This window comes from Caulobacter sp., from assembly GCF_017744445.1.
Lineage (GTDB): Bacteria > Pseudomonadota > Alphaproteobacteria > Caulobacterales > Caulobacteraceae > Caulobacter.
The window spans coordinates 40,429-58,641 of record NZ_JAGIBH010000011.1; the positions used below are offsets into that span (position 1 = coordinate 40,429).

16 protein-coding genes are annotated in these 18,213 nt (G+C 66.7%); 7 read left to right on the forward strand and 9 right to left on the reverse strand.

Annotated features, from left to right (window positions below):
• Positions 1-102: 102 nt before the first annotated feature.
• The 4 genes from rho to hemE form a co-directional block, all read right to left on the reverse strand.
• A complete protein-coding gene (rho, locus tag J7528_RS16350; protein WP_291876489.1) occupies positions 103-1,533 on the reverse strand; it encodes a transcription termination factor Rho in 1,431 nt (476 codons plus the stop codon).
• 258 nt (positions 1,534-1,791) lie between these two features.
• Positions 1,792-2,259 (reverse strand): CopD family protein, encoded by a 468-nt coding sequence (locus J7528_RS16355; RefSeq protein WP_291876490.1) that lies wholly within the window; start codon positions 2,257-2,259, stop codon positions 1,792-1,794.
• Positions 2,256-3,284, reverse strand: coding sequence for a ferrochelatase (gene hemH, locus J7528_RS16360; protein WP_291876491.1), 1,029 nt, complete (start codon positions 3,282-3,284; stop codon positions 2,256-2,258). The genes J7528_RS16355 and hemH overlap by 4 nt, the downstream gene beginning before the upstream one ends.
• Entirely contained in the window at positions 3,284-4,339 is a 1,056-nt protein-coding gene (gene hemE / locus J7528_RS16365; RefSeq protein ID WP_291876492.1) for a uroporphyrinogen decarboxylase, read from the reverse strand. Before hemE ends, hemH begins: the two co-directional genes overlap by 1 nt.
• A 446-nt stretch (positions 4,340-4,785) precedes the next feature.
• Between hemE and J7528_RS16370 the strand changes: the two genes are divergently transcribed.
• From J7528_RS16370 to dnaQ, 5 genes are read left to right on the forward strand one after another with little or no spacing between them, the layout of a single operon-like run.
• The gene (locus J7528_RS16370; protein ID WP_291876493.1) at positions 4,786-5,691 is read left to right on the forward strand and encodes a pyruvate, water dikinase regulatory protein; all 906 of its coding nucleotides are present in this window, start codon (positions 4,786-4,788) and stop codon (positions 5,689-5,691) included.
• Complete coding sequence (locus J7528_RS16375) at positions 5,688-6,281, forward strand: Maf family protein (protein WP_291876494.1); 594 nt, start codon at positions 5,688-5,690, stop codon at positions 6,279-6,281. Before J7528_RS16370 ends, J7528_RS16375 begins: the two co-directional genes overlap by 4 nt.
• Positions 6,278-7,129, forward strand: coding sequence for a shikimate dehydrogenase (gene aroE / locus J7528_RS16380; protein WP_291876495.1), 852 nt, complete (start codon positions 6,278-6,280; stop codon positions 7,127-7,129). The genes J7528_RS16375 and aroE overlap by 4 nt, the downstream gene beginning before the upstream one ends.
• A gap of 3 nt (positions 7,130-7,132) precedes the next feature.
• The gene (gene coaE, locus J7528_RS16385; RefSeq protein WP_291876496.1) at positions 7,133-7,732 is read left to right on the forward strand and encodes a dephospho-CoA kinase; all 600 of its coding nucleotides are present in this window, start codon (positions 7,133-7,135) and stop codon (positions 7,730-7,732) included.
• Positions 7,733-7,763: 31 nt separating this feature from the next.
• Positions 7,764-8,474, forward strand: coding sequence for a DNA polymerase III subunit epsilon (gene dnaQ, locus J7528_RS16390; protein WP_291876497.1), 711 nt, complete (start codon positions 7,764-7,766; stop codon positions 8,472-8,474).
• Here dnaQ and J7528_RS16395 read toward each other — a convergent pair.
• Positions 8,471-9,301: a helix-turn-helix transcriptional regulator gene (locus J7528_RS16395; protein ID WP_291876498.1), complete on the reverse strand. Its 831-nt coding sequence runs from the start codon at positions 9,299-9,301 to the stop codon at positions 8,471-8,473. The genes dnaQ and J7528_RS16395 overlap by 4 nt on opposite strands.
• A gap of 93 nt (positions 9,302-9,394) precedes the next feature.
• Between J7528_RS16395 and J7528_RS16400 the strand changes: the two genes are divergently transcribed.
• Entirely contained in the window at positions 9,395-10,261 is an 867-nt protein-coding gene (locus J7528_RS16400) for an SDR family oxidoreductase (RefSeq protein WP_291876500.1), read from the forward strand.
• Between the two features lie 101 nt (positions 10,262-10,362).
• Here J7528_RS16400 and J7528_RS16405 read toward each other — a convergent pair whose 3' ends face one another.
• The 4 genes from J7528_RS16405 to J7528_RS16420 all read right to left on the reverse strand — a co-directional run bounded on the left by J7528_RS16405 (position 10,363) and on the right by J7528_RS16420 (position 15,964).
• Positions 10,363-11,169 carry an exodeoxyribonuclease III gene (locus J7528_RS16405; RefSeq protein ID WP_291876502.1) on the reverse strand — a complete coding sequence of 269 codons (807 nt, stop codon included), beginning with the start codon at positions 11,167-11,169 and terminating at the stop codon, positions 10,363-10,365.
• Positions 11,170-11,475: 306 nt separating this feature from the next.
• Positions 11,476-12,117, reverse strand: coding sequence for an outer-membrane lipoprotein carrier protein LolA (locus J7528_RS16410; RefSeq protein ID WP_291876504.1), 642 nt, complete (start codon positions 12,115-12,117; stop codon positions 11,476-11,478).
• A gap of 257 nt (positions 12,118-12,374) precedes the next feature.
• Complete coding sequence (locus J7528_RS16415; protein ID WP_291876506.1) at positions 12,375-14,864, reverse strand: DNA translocase FtsK; 2,490 nt, start codon at positions 14,862-14,864, stop codon at positions 12,375-12,377.
• Positions 14,865-15,115: 251 nt separating this feature from the next.
• The gene (locus tag J7528_RS16420; protein ID WP_291876507.1) at positions 15,116-15,964 is read right to left on the reverse strand and encodes an aspartate/glutamate racemase family protein; all 849 of its coding nucleotides are present in this window, start codon (positions 15,962-15,964) and stop codon (positions 15,116-15,118) included.
• Positions 15,965-16,086: 122 nt separating this feature from the next.
• On the opposite strand from J7528_RS16420, the gene J7528_RS16425 reads away from it, so the two are divergent.
• Positions 16,087-18,213 (forward strand): M3 family metallopeptidase, encoded by a 2,127-nt coding sequence (locus J7528_RS16425; RefSeq protein WP_291876508.1) that lies wholly within the window; start codon positions 16,087-16,089, stop codon positions 18,211-18,213.

Below are 18,213 nucleotides of genomic sequence, written 5' to 3' on the forward strand. Positions count from 1 at the left end.
CCTCCCCCGCATCGCGGGGGAGGATCTACTCAGTACGACCAAACAAAAAAGGCCCCGGGTAGAACCGGGCCTTTCTCGTATCGGCAGTGAGTCTGGTCGGACTCAGGTGTTCATCGACTGGAAGAAGTCGCCGTTGGTCTTCGACTGACGCAGCTTGTCCAGCAGGAACTCGATCGCGTCCGACGCGCCCATCGGGTTGAGGATCCGACGCAGGACGTAGGTCTTCGTCAGCTGGTCGCGCGGCGTGATGAGCTCTTCCTTGCGGGTGCCGGACTTGAGCACGTCGATGGCCGGGAAGATGCGCTTGTCGGCCACCTTGCGGTCCAGGACGATTTCCGAGTTACCGGTGCCCTTGAACTCTTCGAAGATGACTTCGTCCATGCGGCTGCCGGTGTCGATCAGGGCCGTGGCGATGATCGAGAGCGAGCCACCCTCCTCGACGTTACGCGCCGCGCCGAAGAAGCGCTTGGGACGCTGCAGGGCGTTGGCGTCGACACCGCCGGTCAGCACCTTGCCCGACGACGGGACGGTGGTGTTGTAGGCCCGGCCCAGACGCGTGACCGAGTCCAGCAGGATGACGACGTCGCGCTTGTGCTCGACCAGGCGCTTGGCCTTTTCGATGACCATCTCGGCCACCTGGACGTGACGGGTCGCCGGCTCGTCGAAGGTCGAGGCGATCACCTCGCCCTTCACCGTGCGCTGCATGTCGGTGACTTCTTCCGGGCGCTCGTCGATCAGCAGGACGATCAGGTAGCACTCGGGGTGGTTGGTCTCGATCGACTTGGCGATGTTCTGCAGCATCACCGTCTTACCCACGCGCGGCGGGGCGACAATCAGGCAGCGCTGGCCCTTGCCGAGCGGGGCGACAATGTCGATGACGCGGCCCGAACGATCCTTGATGGTCGGATCGGGCAGTTCCATGTGCAGGCGCTCTTCGGGATAGAGCGGCGTCAGGTTGTCGAAGTGCACCTTGTGGCGCACGTTCTCGGGACTCTCGAAATTGATCTTCGAGACGTTGGTCAGGGCGAAATAGCGCTCACCTTCGCGCGGCGAGCGGATCGCGCCGTCGACGCTGTCGCCGGTACGCAGGCCATACTTCCGGATCTGCGACGGCGAGACATAGATGTCGTCCGGGCCCGGCAGGTAGTTGGCTTCCGGCGAGCGCAGGAAGCCGAAGCCGTCCTGCAGCACTTCCATGGTGCCCGAACCCGAGATCTCCACGCCTTCTTCGGCGAGGGTCTTCAGGATCGCGAACATCATGTCCTGCTTGCGCATGGAGTTGGCGTTCTCGACCTCGAAGGTCTCGGCGAACGCCAGCAGGTCGGCCGGGGATTTCTCCTTCAGCTCCTGCAGGGACATGGACTTCAGGCCCAGGGCCGCGACGGCTTCGGCGATGCCCGAACCGTCGTCCTCGCCCTCGCCTTCCGCTTCAGCGGCGGCTTCGGTCGAAGCTTCAGCGGTCGTATCGATGACGACCTCTTCGGTGGTCGCTTCTTCGGCGGCCGGAATTTCGTTTTCGGTTTCTTCGGTCATGACAAGACTCAAGAGAGGGCTGGGCCTCCAGGACGGAGTCCGGCCGGTAGAACTTTATGGGTCATGCCGGCCGATCGGTCGGATGGCCAGCATGCGCGTCGATTGACGATGACGCGGGTCGTTCGGGGGACGGACCTTGGAGCGGATCGCTCGCGGGGCGCGCCAGGACGGGCGCCAGTCCGTGAAGAGAAATTCGCTGTGAGCGAACTTTCTCGATGCAAACCACGCGGCGGGCGGCCGGTCAAGCCGCCGACCGGATCAGTGGTTCAGGAACTTGGTCGTCACCGACAGCACGATGACGATCGCCAGCACGAACGGGATCTCGTTCGTCGCCCGCCAGAACTTCTCCGAGCGGGTGTTCTCGCCACGCTCGAACTTCTTGCGCGAAGCCGACAGAAAGCCGTGCCAGCCATAAAGGCCAAACAGGCAGACCAGCTTGGACACCATCCAGGGCTGGGCCAGGAACCCCCAGCCGCGGATGGCGCCGTCAGCCATGATCAGGCACAGGCCGAACACGAAGGTCGCGATCGAGGCGGGGTTGATGATCCCGCGCAGCAGCCGGCGCTCCATGACCTTGAAGGTCTCGTCCATCTCCGAGCCGGGCGCGGCGCCCGTGTGATAGACGAACAGGCGCGGCAGGTAGAGCAGGCCCGCCATGAAGGCGATGACCGACAGGATGTGCAGGCCCCGAAACAGGTTGAAGTGGGCCACCAGGAAATCGGTCACGCCGAAGCCTCCGCGTTGCAGGGACAGTTTTCGGGCCCGCGCCACGCGCCGCCGGGAATGACCCCGCCAGCGTCCAGGGCCTTGCCAACCATGGCGGCCAGGCCGCCGATGAACTCAGGCGCGACGCCCAACGCCGGCACGCGGATATAGGGGGCGACCCCTTCCCCTTCGGCCAGCTCGGCGTATTCGTGGTCCAGCTCGACCAGGGTCTCGACGTGCTCGGAGACGAAGGCGATCGGGGTGACGATCACGCCCTTACCGTCGGCGCCCGCGCGGCGGATTTCGTCGTCGGTCGAGGGGCCGATCCATTTCAGCGGCCCGACCCGGCTCTGGTAGCAGACGACCCAGTCCAGATCCGCCGGCAGCTTGGCCGCCACCGCGGCGGCCGTGGCCTCGACCTGTTTCTGGTAGGGATCACCGGCCAGAATGACCTTCTCCGGAAGGCCGTGGGCCGAGAACAGCAGCCGTACGCTCGCTGGCGAACCAGCCTTCTCCCAGGTCTCGCGGATCAGTCGGGCGTGCGCCTCAACCAGGCCCGCCTCGTCCGGATAGCAGCACACCGTCGTCTGGCGGCCCGGACCCTTGTAGGCCGAGCGCCAAGCCTTCAACGACGAGGCCGTCGTGGTCAGCGAATATTGCGGATAGAGCGGCAGCAGCACGATCTCGTCCGGCGCGAACGCACTGACCTTCTTGGCGGTCTCGCCGGTCAGCGGGTTCCAGTAGCGCATGGCGATGAAGCACTTGGCTTCAACGTCCGGCAGCGTCTTGGCCAGCTCGGCTTCCAGAGCCCTCGCCTGCTTCTCGGTTTCCGGCAGCAGCGGCGAGCCGCCGCCCATGATCGCGTAGTTGGCCTTGGCGGTCTTTTCGCGGGTCGTGGCGATCAGGGCCGCGATCGGATAGCGGATGATCGCCGGCGCGCCGATGATCGAGCCATCCCTAAACAGGTTGAACAGGAACGGTCGCACCGCGCGCGGACCATCGGGCCCGCCCAGATTGAACAGGACGACGGCGAGCTTCTTGGCCACTAGCCGCCGACCTTCTGACCGGTGACCCGCTCGAGCACCAGCTCGACATTGGCGATCGGCGTGTCGGGCAGGATGCCGTGACCCAGGTTGAAGATGTAGGGACCCTGGTTCCACTGTTCCAGCATCTGGTCGACGCGGCGCAGCAGCTCATCCCCGCCGGCGCGCAGCAGCAGCGGATCCAGCGCGCCCTGGATGGTCTTCGATTTCTGGATCGATTGGCCGAGCTTCGCCGAAGCCGAGGTATCCAGCGCCACGCCCTGCACCGGGACCTTGGCCGCATAGTCCTCGACCAGCGTGCCGGCCCCACGCGGGAAACCGAGGATCGGAACCGTCACGCCCCGGGCGCGCAGGCCTTCGATGATCCGAATGTGCGGCTGGGTGACCAGGCGATCAAACAGCGGCTCGGACAGGCCCTCGGCCCAGCTCTCGAACAGCTTCACGGCCTGGGCCCCGGCGTCGACCTGCATGGCCAGGTAGTCGACCGTCGAGTCGACCAGCACCTGGATCAGGGCGTCCAGCTTCTCGGGGTTCTGGTAGGCATAGGTCCGCGCGCCGCTGCGATCGCTGGAACCGCCTTCGATCATGTAGGTCGCCACCGTCCACGGCGCGCCGGCGAAGCCGATCAGGGCCTTGGACGGATCGAGCGCCGAACGAACCCGGGTCAGCGTCTCCCCGACGAGCTTGAGGGCGTTACCCGCCTCACCGGCCTTTTCGGCCATCGACTCGATCGACGGCATCTCGCCCAGCTTCGGGCCTTCGCCGGCCTCGAACCAGACCTTCTGGCCCAGCGCGCCGGGGATCAGCAGGATGTCGGCGAAGACGATCGAGGCGTCGTACGGAAACCGCCGCATCGGCTGCAGGGTAACTTCGGCCGCCTTCTCGGGATCGAAGCAGAACGAGATGAAGTCCGGCGCGGTGGCCCGCACCGCCCGGTACTCCGGCAGATACCGTCCCGCCTGACGCATGAACCAGACCGGCGGGTTCGCGTGCGTCTCTCCGGCCAGGGCCGAAAGGAATTTAACCGTTTGTTGGGACTTTGGGGCCGATGACGTCATGACCGGGTTAAAGCCCGGCCCGAGCTTCGGCTCAAGCCCGTAGGACCCTTAAGACCCTTCCTTCATATCTTAATAAGAATTTAAGAAATGAAAGAGGATGTGACTGGGCAATTGCATAGTGGGGAAAACGCCTGACGGGCGAGTGACTCCCACACTCCATCCCCCTTTGCCCCCAGGCCTTCCCACATGTGGTTAAGGGTCTGTTAATCATGTGGATGGTCCGGCAGCGCTTTGAAGACCTTAATGAATTCTTAACTCGCGATGGCGGGACAAAGACCCCTCACGGGACTCTGTCCGCAGCTTTGGACAGCCGGGATTCACTTGATGGGGGATGCGGGGCGAGCCTGGGGATGATACGCGAGCAATGCGACCGTTGATCACAGCGGCGCCGTGTCACGACGTCGAAAGGGCCTTTTGGCGCCCAGGCGTCCCCAGGGGCGAGGCAAGTGGTTAAGCAACCGTTAACGGATGATCCACAGGAGAGTCTGGGCCAGGGGGACGGCGAACGGCTGCCGCCGCGCTTCGCCACCTACTTCCATATTCACCTGGTGTCGGACTCCACGGGCGAGACCCTGAACGCCATGGCGCGCGCGGTGTGCGCCCGTTTCACCGATATCCTGCCTATCGAACACATCTACGCGTTGGTTCGTTCCACCCGGCAACTTGACCGGGCATTGGAAGAGATCGGCGGCGCGCCGGGTGTCGTCATGCACACCATTGTCGATCCCGGCCTGCGCGCGGCGCTGGAAGAAGGCTGCCGCAAGCTGGAAATGCCCTGCATCGCGGCGCTGGATCCGGTGATCAGCGCCATGTCGCGCTATCTGGGCGCGCGGATCTCGACCCGCGTCGGCGCCCAGCACGCTTTGACCAACGACTATTTCGACCGCATCGAGGCCCTGGATTACGCCATCGCCCACGATGACGGCCAAGGCGGCCAGGACCTGACCCAGGCCGATGTCATCCTGGTCGGCGTGTCGCGCACCTCCAAGACCCCGACCTGCATCTATCTGGCCCATCGGGGCGTGCGCGCCGCCAATGTGCCGCTGGTGCCGGGCCGCCCGCCGCCGCCCGAGCTGTTCGAGCTGAAGAACACGCTGATCGTGGGCCTGATCACCTCGCCCGACCGGCTGATCCAGATCCGCCGCAACCGCCTGCTCTCCCTCAAGGAGAATAGAGAGAGCGACTATGTGGACGGCGACGCCGTGCGCCAGGAGATCATCGCCGCTCGCCGGCTGTTCGAGCGCATGAACTGGCCGACCATCGACATCACCCGGCGCTCGGTCGAGGAGACGGCGGCGGCGATCATCAATCTCTTGTCCGGTGGTCGCGGCAAGGTCGAGGTCCTGGGATGACCCCTGTAACGCTCGCGTCTAAGAGCTCGGCCCGGCAGATGATCCTGAAGAACGCCGGCGTCGCCTTCGAGGCGGTCAGCCCTGGCGTGGATGAAGAGGCGGCCAAGGCCGGCCTGCTGGCCGAAGAGATCACGCCCCGCGACATCGCCGACGCGCTGGCCGAGATGAAGGCGGTCAAGGTCTCGACCAAGCGCCCCGGCCTGGTGATCGGCGCCGACCAGACCCTCGATCTCAAGGGCAAGCTGTTCGACAAGGCTAATTCACTGGAAGAGGCCCGCGATCATCTGCTCGAATTACGCGGCCAGACCCACAAGCTGCACTCGGCCGTGGTCGTGGCCCGCGACGGCCAGCCGATCTGGCGGATCGTCGAGAGCGCCAAGCTGTCGGTGCGCCCGTTCAGCGAGGCCTGGCTCGACCAGTATATAGAGCGACGCGGCGAGGCCCTGCTGTGGTCGGTCGGCTGCTACGAGCTTGAGAGCGAAGGCGTGCAGCTGTTCGACGCGGTCGACGGCGACTATTTCACCATCCTGGGCCTGCCGCTGATCGGCCTGCTCGACTTCCTGCGCCTTCACGGAGCTCTGGCCGCATGACGATCTCTGGAGCCGCCATCGTCGGCGGCGTCTGCGGCGCGCCGATCAAGCACTCGATGAGCCCGCTCATCCACAATGCCTGGATCGCGGCGGCCGGCCTCGACGCGGTCTATGCGCCGTTCGCGCCGACGCTCGAGAGCTTCGAAGCCTTCGTGAACGGCCTGCGCGGCGGAGCGATCAAGGGCCTGAACGTCACCATCCCCTTCAAGGAGCGGGCCCTGGCCTGCGCCGACACCGTCAGCGACTTGGCTAGGATGGCCGGGGCGGCGAACCTGCTGGTCTTCAAGGAAGACGGCTCGGTCCACGCCGACAATACCGACGGCCCTGGCATGCTCGGCGCCATCGCCGCCCAGGCTCCCGGCTTCGACGTCACCGCCGCGCCGGTCGTGATCCTGGGCGCCGGCGGCGCGGCCCGCGGCGCGGTGGCGGCCCTGCTGCTGGCCGGCGCGCCCCAGGTGGCGATCGTCAATCGCACCCTGGCGCGGGCTCAGGAGCTGGTCGATGCGTTCGGCGACAAGGTGGTCGCCGCCGATGAAAGCGCCCTGCCCGATCTGTTGGCGCAGGCTGGCTTGATCATCAACGCCACCTCCCTGGGCCTGGCCGGCGGCGACGGTCCGGCGGCGGATTTCGCCCTGACCCCGGAAACCGCCGTGGTCATGGACATGGTCTACAAGCCGCTGCGCACCGAGTTCCTTCAACGCGCCGAGGCCGCCGGCCGTCGCACGGTGGACGGACTCGAGATGCTACTGCGCCAGGCGATCCCCAGCTTCGAGGCCTTCTACGGCGTGGCGCCGTCGCCCGAGGTCGACGTGCGCGGCATGGCCTTGAAGCTGCTCGGCGAGGCCTGAGCCATGCTGATCTTGGGCCTGACCGGATCGATCGGCATGGGCAAGTCGACGACGTCGACCCTGTTCCAGGCCGAGGGTGTTCCCGTCTACGACTCCGACGCGGCGGTTCACGCGCTTTACGCCACCGGCGGCGCGGCGGTCGCCCCGGTCGAGGCGGCGTTTCCGGGCGTGGTCGTGAACGGCGCCATCGACCGGGCCAGGCTCAGCGCCCAGGTCGTCGGCAATTCCGAGGCCCTGGCCAAGCTGGAGCAGATCGTCCACCCGCTGGTCGGCGCCCATCGGATCGGCTTCTTCGAAAAGGCCCAGGCCGAGGGCCACGAGATCGTCGTCCTGGACATCCCGCTGCTGTTCGAGACCGGCGGCGAGAAGAAGGTCGACAAGGTGGTCGTGGTCTCGGCCCCCGCAGACGTCCAGCGGGCTCGCGTCCTGGCTCGCCCCGAGATGACCCCGGAGAAGTTCGAAGCGATCCTGGCGCGCCAGACCCCCGACGCCGAAAAGCGCGCCCGCGCCGATTTCGTCATCGATACGAGCCGGGGCGTTGAAGCGGCTCACCAACAGGTCCGCGACCTTCTGACTCTGTTGAGAACTCCCGGCTCCGCTTGAAGCGGCGCTCGAAGCGCTCCATTGAAGGGCCATGGCCCGGGAAATCATCCTCGACACCGAAACCACCGGCTTCGATCCGAAGACGGGCGACCGCCTGGTCGAAATCGGCTGCATCGAGGTGGTCGAATTCATGCCGACCGGCCGCAACTTTCACGAATATTGCGACCCGCTGCGCGACATGCCGGCCGAGGCCGAGAAGGTCCACGGCCTGTCGTCGGCCTTCCTGACCGGCAAGCCCAAGTTCCACGAGATCGCCGACAAGTTCCTGGAGTTCGTCGGCGACAGCGTCGTGGTCGCCCACAACGCCGCCTTCGACCGCTCGTTCATCAATTTCGAGCTGGAAAAGTGCGGCCGCGCGCCGATCGCCGAGGAACGCTGGATCGACACCTTGGCCATGGCCAAGAAGCGCTTTCCGGGCATGTACAATTCGCTCGACGCGCTGTGTAAGCGTTTCAAGATCAGCCTGGACAGCCGCGACAAGCACGGGGCGCTGATCGACTCGCACCTGCTGGCCGAGGTCTATCTGGAACTGCAGGGCGGCAAGGAACGCGCCCTGGAACTGACCCATGTCGAGGCCCTGTCGGTCTCGGCCGCGGTGCAAGGCTCGTACGGCGCCCGTCCGCGTCCCCTGCCCTTCCGCTCGACCGACGCCGAACGCGAAGTCCACGCCGCCTGGATCCGCAAGAACCTCAAGGACGGTGCGCTCTGGATCAAGCAGGGCGTCGTCGCGGCCGAAGGCTAGACCAGCAAGGTCTTGACCGCCGCCAGGTCCTCCGGCGTCGCCGGGTTGTAGACGATCATCGCCAGGTCCGGTCGGCCGTCGACGCCGAAGGCCGAGTACTCGAACGCTACCGCGCCCAGCACCGGATGGCGCAGGCGCTTGATCCCTTCGCCATAGTGGCGGACGTCGTTGTCGGCCCACATCGTTGCGAAGTCGGGACTGCGGGCGGTCAGCTCGGCGATCAGGGCCTGGACCCCGGCCTCGTTTCCCGCCCCCACCCGCGCGACGTCGGCGCGGAAGGCGGCGACGACGAAGCGGCCTACGCTTTCCCACTCGGTGTTGAACGCTCGTGAGCGCGGATCGCAGAAGATCCGTCGCAGGATGTTGCGCTCCTCGACCGGCAGTTCGCCATAGTCGGCCAGCACCAGGGTCGCGGCGCGGTTCCAGGCGACGACGTCCCAGGTCGGGGTCTTGATCAGGGCCGGGCTGGGCGACAGCGCGTCCAGCACGCGTTGCAGGCGTGGGGTCACGCCCTGGGCCTCGCGGTAGCGGACATCCGGTGCGCGGCCCAGGCCCAGCAGGAACAGGTGCTCGCGCTCGACCTCGGTCAGCATCAGGGCGCGGGCGATGCGGTCCAGCACGTCGGCCGAGGCCGCCCCGCCCCGGCCCTGCTCCAGCCAGGTGTACCAGGTGGCGCTGATATGGGCGCGCTGGGCGACCTCTTCGCGGCGTAGGCCTGGCGTACGGCGGCGCGCGCCGGAAAAGCCGAGCGCCGCGGCGTCCAGCCTGGCCCGGCGGTCGCGCAGGAAAGCCCCTAGAGGGTTCTCGGTCGAGATCGGCGCGTTCATCCTGTTAGACCTTATACCCGTATAAGCTCACGACTTTAACAGGATGATCATAGCGCCCAGGATGTTCCACGTGAAATCCCCGGAGATATCCCCATGCGTATTTTTGTCACCGGCGCCACCGGCTTCGTCGGCTCGGCCGTCGTCCAGGAGCTGATCGCCCATGGCCACCAGGTGCTGGGCCTCTCGCGCTCGGAACTCGGCCTGGCCCAACTGAAGGCGGCCGGCGCCGAGGCGGTGCTCGGCACGCTCGACGATCATGATGTCCTGACCCAAGGCGCGGCCGCCTGCGACGGTGTCATCCACACCGCCTTCAACCACGATTTCTCGAAGTTCTCCGAGAACGCCCAGCAAGACGGCCGGGCCATCGGCGTTCTGGGCGCGGCGCTGGAAGGCACGACCAAGCCGATCCTGGTGACCTCGGGCACGGCCATGCTGGCCGTCGGCCGGGTGGCGACCGAAGACGATCGGCCCGGCGGTCACTCGCCGCGTATCTCCGAGCCCTCGGCCGACGCTCTGGTTGCCAAGGGTGTCCGGGCTTCGGTCGTGCGCCTGGCGCCGACCACCCATGGGGCCGGCGATCATGGCTTCGTGCCGATGCTGATCGACCTGGCGCGTGAGAAAGGCGTCGCGGCCTATATCGGCGAAGGCGACAACAGGTGGTCGGCGGTCCATCGCAGCGACGCCGCCCGGCTCTACCGTCTGGCGATCGAGCGTGGCGCGGCCGGCGAGCGTTATCACGCCGTGGCCGAGGAGGCCGTGCCGATGAAGACGATCGCCGCCGCCATCGGCAAGGGTCTGGGCCTGCCGGTCGAGAGCCGGCCGGCCGAGCACTTCGGGTGGTTCGCGATGTTCGCCGGCATGGACGCGGCGACCTCGGCGGTTTGGACGCGCGAGACCCTGGGCTGGACCCCGACCGGGCCGAGCTTGGCGGAGGATCTGGAAGGCGCCGGATACTTCTAACCCAGCTTGTCATCCCGGCCGCAGCGAAGCGGAGAGCCGGGACCGCCGGAAGCGCTGAGCCTGTTGCGGTCCCGGGTCTTCGCCCGGGATGACAAAGGTGGTTAGACCTTCAGGTCCGCCGTCACCGGCGCGTGGTCGCTGGGGCGTTCCCATTCGCGCACCGTGTCGTGGACGCGCGAGCTGACCTTGCCGTCCACGATCGCCGCGTCGCGCAGGCCGGGGCTCGCGAGAATATGGTCCAGGCGCAGGCCGCGGTTGGACTTGCGGAAGTCGGCGGCGCGGTAGCTCCACCAGGAAAACAGCTTCTCGGGCTCGGGCGTGGCCAGGCGCGGCAGATCCAGCAGGTCCATCGACTTCATCATGGCGTCGAAGGCTTCCAGCTCGGGCGGGGTGTGGCTGACCACCTTCAGCATCTGGCGGTGGCTCCAGACGTCGTTCTCGCCGGGCGCGATGTTCAGGTCGCCGGTGACGATCAGCGGCGCCTTGGGGTCGCGCTTTTTCAGGGCGGCGGTCAGGGTCTCGTAGAAGTCCAGCTTGTGGTCGAACTTCGGATTGCCGATGCGGTCGGGCGTGTCGCCGCCAGCCGGGATGTAGAAGTTCTGGATATCGACGCCGGCCACCTTGACCGCCACGCAGCGGGCATGGCCCTCGCGGCAGTTCATCAGGGTCGGCACATCCTCGAACGGCAGGCGCGAGGCGATGGCCACCCCATGCCAGCCCTTCTGGCCGGCGATCTTCAGGTGCGACAGGCCCATGGCCTCGAAGGCCTCACGCGGGAACTCGCCGTCCTGGCACTTGATCTCCTGCATGCACAGGACGTCCGGAGCCTGCTCGTCGACGAAACGGGCGGCCTGTTCGGCGCGGAGGCGGACGGAATTGACGTTCCAGGTGGCGATACGGAGGCGCATGGCTTGGCTCTAAAGCCTTTGCCGAACCCTGAAAAGGGAAACGCCAGCGCTTCAGGACTGACGCCCGGCCAGCGGCCGGTCACCCAAAAGAAAAACGCCCCGGACGCCTTAGCGTCCGGGGGCGAAAGTCTAGTCTCTCATGCCGCCGCCGGGAGGGGATAGGATCCGGCACGGTTCGCGAAGAGCGGGTCGGTCGCTCATCGCCATGCGTGTTAAATATGCCACTTCAAAACTTTTAGTCAACCCCGAAGCGGGTTGATTCTTGCCTGTTGTGGTAATGTCACATTCACGACCAACGGACAGGCTCTAGGGCTTCCCGACCTTGCGGCGCGGATCCGTCAGCACGAACAGCGCCGGATCCAGGCCCGAGGTCTCGGAAAACTCGCTGAGGCGCACGCGGGTCGTGCCGCCCTTCAGGTCGGTGATCGTCCAGCCCATCAGGCCTATCGGCGAATTGGAAAAGTCGATCGAGATCCGGCCCAGGGCCTGACGGCGGGCGTCCTGCGCGACGATCGTGAAGCCGTCGGCCAGCGGGCGAATGTCGGTGATGGTCACGCCGCGATCCAGGCGGACTTCGCGCGCCAGCAGCAGATTCAGCGGCGTCTTGCTGAGCGGATAGCTCTGGAAGGTCTTCAGCCGGCTGTCGAAGATGTTGACGTTGTTGCCGTTGCTGACCACCAGCAGGCCGGCCGGCGGATCATAGGCGAACCGCGCCTTGCCCGGACGCTGCAGATAGAGCGTGCCCGTGGTCTGGGTCCCGCGCGCGTCGGTCTGCACGAAGCGACCCTTGGCCGACGACAGGCCCTGGATATAGGCGGTGGCCTTGTCCAGCAGCGCCTGCTGCTCGGCGTTCAGCTTGGCCGGAGCGGGCGCGGCCTGCTGGGCGAAAGCGGGGGAAGCGATGGCGGCGGCCAGGCCGGCCGCGAGAAGGAAACGGCGATTGGTCATTCGGACTCCTTAAGCCCAACCTTGGCCGCCGCGAAGGCCGCCGCGAGGCCATTTTCCGGCGCCCCGATGAAGCGCCGTTCAGGTTGGGCTCTAGATTGGGACGTGAGGAACGCCTGCTCAAGGTGAAGGTTGCCCTTCCCCTACACCAGACCCTGTCATCCCGGCCGCAGCGAAGCGGAGAGCCGGGACCGCGGAAAGCTCAGCGCTTCCGGCGGTCCCGGATCGGCGCGCGGCGCGCTTGTCCGGGATGACAGTTTTTAGAGCGGCGGCGGTGGCGGAGCCAGGATCTCGCGCTTGCCCGCGTGGTTGGCGGCGCCGACGACGCCTTCCTTCTCCATCCGCTCCATCAAGGAGGCGGCGCGGTTGTAGCCGATCTGCAGGCGGCGCTGGATGTAGCTGGTCGAGGCCTTGCGGTCGCGGGTGACCACGGCCACGGCGTGGTCGTAGAGGTCGTTGGCCCCGCCCTCGCCCGAGAACGCGCCCTCGATCGCCTCTTCCTGCTCTTCGTCGCCGCCGGCGGTGACTTCTTCCAGGTATTGCGGAATGCCCTGGTCGCGCAGGAACTTGGCCACGGCCTCGACCTCGCCATCGCTGACGAACGGGCCGTGCAGGCGGGTGATGCGGCCGCCGCCGGCCATGTAGAGCATGTCGCCCTGGCCCAGCAGCTGCTCGGCGCCCTGCTCGCCCAGGATGGTGCGGGCGTCGATCTTCGACGTGACCTGGAAGCTGATCCGGGTCGGGAAGTTGGCCTTGATGGTGCCGGTGATGACGTCGACCGACGGGCGCTGGGTGGCCATGATCAGGTGGATGCCGGCGGCGCGGGCCATCTGGGCCAGACGCTGCACGGCGCCTTCGATGTCCTTGCCGGCCACCATCATCAGGTCGGCGACCTCGTCGATGACGACGACCAGATAGGGCATCGGCTCGGGACGGATCTGCTCGGTCTCGTAGATCGGCCGGCCGGCGTCGTCGAAGCCCGTCTGCACGGTGCGCTCGAAGTGCTCGCCCTTGGCCGCGGCCTCGTTGGCCTTTTCGTTGTAGCCGCCGATGTTGCGCACGCCGATCTTGGACATGCGGCGATAGCGGTCCTCCATCTCGCGCACGGTCCACTTCAGGGCCACGACGGCTTTCTTGGGATCGGTCACGACGGGGGCCAGCAGGTGCGGGATGCCGTCATAGACCGACAGTTCCAGCATCTTGGGATCGACCATGATGAAGCGGCACTTCTCGGGCGGCAGCTTGTACAGGATCGACAGGATCATGGCGTTGACGCCGACCGACTTGCCCGAGCCGGTCGTACCGGCGATCAGCAGGTGGGGCATCTTGGCCAGGTCGGCGATATAGGGCTCGCCGCCGATGGTCTCGCCCAGCGCCATGGGCAGGATCTGGCTGGCCTTTTCGTAATCGGCGCTGGACAGCAGGTCGCGCAGATAGACCGTCTCGCGCTTGGAGTTTGGCATTTCGATGCCGATGGCGTTGCGGCCCTGGGCCACGGCGACGCGGCACGAGATCACGCTCATCGAGCGGGCGATGTCGTCGGCCAACGCCACGACGCGGGCGGTCTTCACGCCCGGAGCCGGCACCAGCTCGTACATGGTGACCACCGGGCCGGGGCGGATCTGGTCGATCTGGCCCTTGACGCCGAACTCGGCCAGCACGCTTTCCAGCAGGCGGGCGTTCTGGCGCAGGGCGCCGGCGTCGACTTCCGACGAGCGCGGCTTGGACTTGGCCAGCATGGCCAGTTCCGGCAGCTGGAAGCCCTCGTTCTCTTCGAAGTCGAAGGTCTTCTGCTGTTCGCGCTGCTCGCGGCCGCTTTCCTTGACGGGGGCTTTCGGCTTGGCGATGGCCATCGGACGGGCGTCGAGCATGTCCTCGAACTCGTCCTCGTCGTCCTGAGGCGGCGGCGGGGTATAGGCGCGTTCGGGAGAGGCGACGGCGGCGGGCGCGGCGACGATCATCCCGTCGTCCTCGTCCTCGTCCTCGTCGTCGATCGGCGGCAGGCGGCGTTCGCGCTTGGGGGCGGCTTCGGCCTTTTCCTTCTTGGGGCGAGCGGCTTTCGGCGCCGGCGTGGCGACAGGTTCCGGCTCGGCGCGCATGCGCGGCTGCAGGGCGTTGCTGACGGCGGTGTGGATGGCGTCGGGATCGACCTCGCGCACGCCGATGGCGAAGCCCAGGGCGACGATGGCGGCGACGGCGAACAGGATGGCGGCGATGACGGTCGCGCCGGGGATGTGGGCAAAGCCCAGGACGCCGGCCACGCCGTGCAGCAGCGCGTCACCCCAAAAACCGCCCAGGCCCTTTTCCAGCTGCCAGATCGCCGGCGGCGGGGGGGCCGCCAGGGTGGCCGACAGCGCCAGAAGACCCAGCGCGCCGACGACCGCGCGCTGGCGCAGGTCCTTGCGCTCGGCGTCCGGGTCGGCCTGGGCCACGCGGGTGACGCCGAACACCAGCATCAGCAATGCGACCCCCCAGGCCGACAGGCCCAGAGATTGCATGAGCAGGTCGGAGATCACCGCGCCGACGCTGCCCAGCGCGTTGCGGGCCGGCTCGCCGGTGGCGGCGTTGATGCTGGGATCGGTGGCGTTGTAGGTGGCGATGGCCAGCAGCAGGCCGGCCCCGATCACGGTGACGACCCCGCCCCGGAACCGGGCGGTCCAGGGCTGGACCCAGCCGTAACGGACCGCATCCCACAGGAGCTCCGTCGTGGATCGCCGCGCGGCTCGCGCCATGAAAGTCTCCGAACTCAACTTCGTATCCCGGGCCCTGCCGAAACAGGGCGAACCGCGATGTTGTGCCCGAAGAGGGTTAAGAGCCGTTTACGGCGTTCGTCAGGAAATGATTCAGAATGTCGCGGATCATTCCAAAACCCGTCTTCCCGGCGAAAGCCGGGACCCAGCTGGAAGAGCGCTGGGGCGGGTTCTATGAGCTCAGCGCTCTTCCGGTCATCCCCAACGCCATGAGATCTGGGCCCCGGCTTTCGCCGGGGAAACGGAGAACGTTAAGCCGCCTCGAAACTCACCGGACCGCCCCAGAACCCCTGCACCAGGCCGTTCTGCGGTCCGGGCGTCCCGGTGGTCAGGAACACGCGCCCGCCGCCCGTCCCCGTCACATATTCCGGATGCCGTTCCAGATAGAGCTCCAGCGCGTCGGCGGTGGCTTCGGGCTGCTGGATCAGCGGCGTGCCGGCCGGCAGGGCGGCGCGGAAGATGTCGGCGATGATCTCGTAGTGGGTGCAGCCCAGCACCACGCGGTCGGGGAAGCGGCCGATGCGGGTCTTCAGGGCCTGGACGTGGCCCTCGACGGCCTTGGCCAGCTCGACGGCGCTGGCGTCGCCCTCGATCAGCGGCACCAGTTCCGGGCAGGCCTCGGAAAACACCGCCAGATCCTGTTTGCGCTTGTCGATTTCGATCTCGTAGACGCGCGAGCGCACCGTGGCCTGGGTGGCGAAGACGCCCAGGATGTCCAGCGCCTGGACCTTGTCGCCGCGCCGCTCGGCCTCGTGCTCCCACGGCAGGCCGGTGGCCTTCTCGATGGTCGGGACGATGATGCCCAGGATGTTGACCGGCCGGCCGATCTCTTTCCGGTAGCCGGGCAGCCAGGTCTGCTGCAGGCGGCGCAGGGCGATGGCCGAGGCGGTGTTGCAGGCCAGGACGACCAGGCTGGCGCCGCGGTCGAACAGGCGCACGCAGCCGGCCTTGGTCAGCGCGACGATCTCCTCGCCGGTCCGCACGCCATAGGGCGCATTGGCCTGGTCGGCCAGATAGGTGAAGTCCGCCTGGGGCAGACGCTGCACGAGGGCGCGGTGGACCGAGAGGCCGCCCACGCCGGAGTCGAAGACGCCGATCATGAGCAAAGCTGTAGCCCGCCAACCGGGCATCGTCCACGCCACACGAAAGGTTACGGTCCTGTCATGTGACGTGATCGGAGCCTTGTCCTAGGGTCGGCCCAAACCTTCACCGGAGACACTCCGTGCAACGTCGTACGTTTCTAGCTTCGGCCGCCGCCACCGGCGCGGTCGCAGCCCTCAATCCGAGCTTCGCATTGGCCCAAAACACCAATCCCCTGCTGCAAAAGTGGACCGGCCCCTATGGCGGCGTGCCGGCCTTCGACAAGGTCAAGGTCGCTGACTTCAAGCCGGCCCTGGAAGCGGCCATGGCCAAGAACCTGGCCGAGATCGACGCGATCACCGCCAACAAGGCCGCGCCGACCTTCGAGAACACCATCGCGGCCTTGGAAGACTCCGGCCGGACGCTGGGCGACATCCAGACCTATTACGGCATCTGGGGCTCCAACATGAGCACCCCGGAATTCCAGGCCGTGGAAGAGGTGATGGACCCGGCCCTGTCGGCCCATGGCGACAAGATCACCCAGAACGCCGCCCTCTTCGCCCGCGTCGAGGCCGTCTACAATTCGCCGGACAAGGCCAAGCTGACGCCCGAGCAGCAGCGCGTCCTCTGGATCTATTACCGCAACTTCGTGCGGTCGGGCGCCAAGCTGTCGCCTGAAGCCAAGGCCCGGGTCGGCGCGATCAACACCGAGCTGGCCGGCCTCTACACCAAGTTCAGCCAGAACCTGCTGGCCGATGAGAACACCTGGATCGAGCTCAGCGACGCTGATCTCGTCGGCCTGCCCGAGGGTCTGAAGGCCGCCGCCGCCTCGAACGCGGAGTCGCGCAAGCTGCCGGGCAAGTTCATCGTCGTGAACACCCGCTCCAGCGTCGACCCGTTCCTGACCGAGAGCCCGGTGCGCGGCGCGCGCGAGAAGGTCTGGCGCGCCTTCGTCAACCGCGGCGATAACGGCGGCGCGACCGATAACAACCTGATCATCAGCAAGATCCTGAAGCTGCGCGTCGAGCGCGCCAAGCTGCTGGGCTACAAGACCCACGCCCACTGGCGCCTCGAGAACGCCATGGCCAAGACGCCCGAAAACGCCATGGCGTTGATGGAAGCCGTCTGGCAGCCGGCCATCGCCCAGGTCGCCATCGACGTGGCCGACATGCAGGCGATCATCGACAAGGAGGGCGGCGGGTTCAAGCTGGAGCCCTGGGACTACCGCTTCTACGCCGAGAAGGTTCGCAAGGCGAAGTACGACCTCGATATGAACGAGGTGAAGCCCTACCTGCAGCTGGACAAGCTGCGCGAGGGCATGTTCTGGGCCTCGGGCCAGCTGTACGGCTTCCAGTTCAAGAAGCTGGAAGGCATCCCCGTCTATCACGAGGACATCACCGTCTATGAGGTGACCCGCGCCGGCAAGCACGTCGGCCTGTGGTACTTCGACCCCTATGCCCGCCCTGGCAAGCGCTCGGGCGCGTGGATGAACGCCTACCGCACGCAAGAGCGGTTCAAGGGCGAGATCACCACGATCGTCTCGAACAACTCCAACTTCATCAAGGGCAAGCCCGGCGAGCCCCTGCTGATCTCGTGGGACGACGCCACCACCCTGTTCCACGAGTTCGGCCACGCCATCCACGGCCTGAACGCCAACGCCACCTATCCGTCGGTGTCGGGCACCAACGTGGCGCGCGACTATGTCGAGTTCCCCAGCCAGCTGAACGAGCACTGGCTGCCGACCAAGGAAGTGCTGAACCAGTTCGCCCTGCACTATCAGACCGGCAAGCCGATCCCGCAGGCCCTGGTCGACAAGATCGAAGCGGCCGGCAAGTTCGGTGAAGGCTTCGGCACGACCGAGTACCTGGCCTCGGCCCTGATCGACATGAAGCTGCACCTAGCTGGCGACGTCGACATCGATCCGGACAAGTTCGAGCGCGAGGAGCTGGCCAAGCTGAACATGCCCAAGGAGATCGTCATGCGGCACCGCACGCCGCAGTTCGGTCACGTGTTCTCGGGCGACGGCTATTCGGCCGGCTACTACAGCTACCTGTGGTCCGACACCCTGACCGCCGACGCGGCCGAGGCCTTCGCCGAGGCCCCCGGCGGCTTCTACGACAAGGCCGTCGCCAAGCGCTTGCACGACGACATCATGTCCAAGGGCAACACCGTCGATCCGGTCGACCAGTTCCGCGCCTTCCGCGGCCGTGACGTCAAGATCGGCGCCCTGATGCGCAAGCGCGGCTTCCCGGTTCCGCCGGGGGCTTAG

Bases quoted from the DNA above. Each gene is read 5' to 3' on its own strand.
- rho (WP_291876489.1), bottom strand. From the start codon at position 1,533: ATGACCGAAGAAACCGAAAACGAAATTCCGGCCGCCGAAGAAGCGACC.
- hemE (WP_291876492.1), bottom strand. From the start codon at position 4,339: ATGACGTCATCGGCCCCAAAGTCCCAACAAACGGTTAAATTCCTTTCG.
- J7528_RS16375 (WP_291876494.1), top strand. From the start codon at position 5,688: ATGACCCCTGTAACGCTCGCGTCTAAGAGCTCGGCCCGGCAGATGATC.
- aroE (WP_291876495.1), top strand. From the start codon at position 6,278: ATGACGATCTCTGGAGCCGCCATCGTCGGCGGCGTCTGCGGCGCGCCG.
- coaE (WP_291876496.1), top strand. From the start codon at position 7,133: ATGCTGATCTTGGGCCTGACCGGATCGATCGGCATGGGCAAGTCGACG.
- dnaQ (WP_291876497.1), top strand. From the start codon at position 7,764: ATGGCCCGGGAAATCATCCTCGACACCGAAACCACCGGCTTCGATCCG.
- J7528_RS16395 (WP_291876498.1), bottom strand. From the start codon at position 9,301: ATGAACGCGCCGATCTCGACCGAGAACCCTCTAGGGGCTTTCCTGCGC.
- J7528_RS16400 (WP_291876500.1), top strand. From the start codon at position 9,395: ATGCGTATTTTTGTCACCGGCGCCACCGGCTTCGTCGGCTCGGCCGTC.
- J7528_RS16405 (WP_291876502.1), bottom strand. From the start codon at position 11,169: ATGCGCCTCCGTATCGCCACCTGGAACGTCAATTCCGTCCGCCTCCGC.
- J7528_RS16410 (WP_291876504.1), bottom strand. From the start codon at position 12,117: ATGACCAATCGCCGTTTCCTTCTCGCGGCCGGCCTGGCCGCCGCCATC.
- J7528_RS16420 (WP_291876507.1), bottom strand. From the start codon at position 15,964: ATGATCGGCGTCTTCGACTCCGGCGTGGGCGGCCTCTCGGTCCACCGC.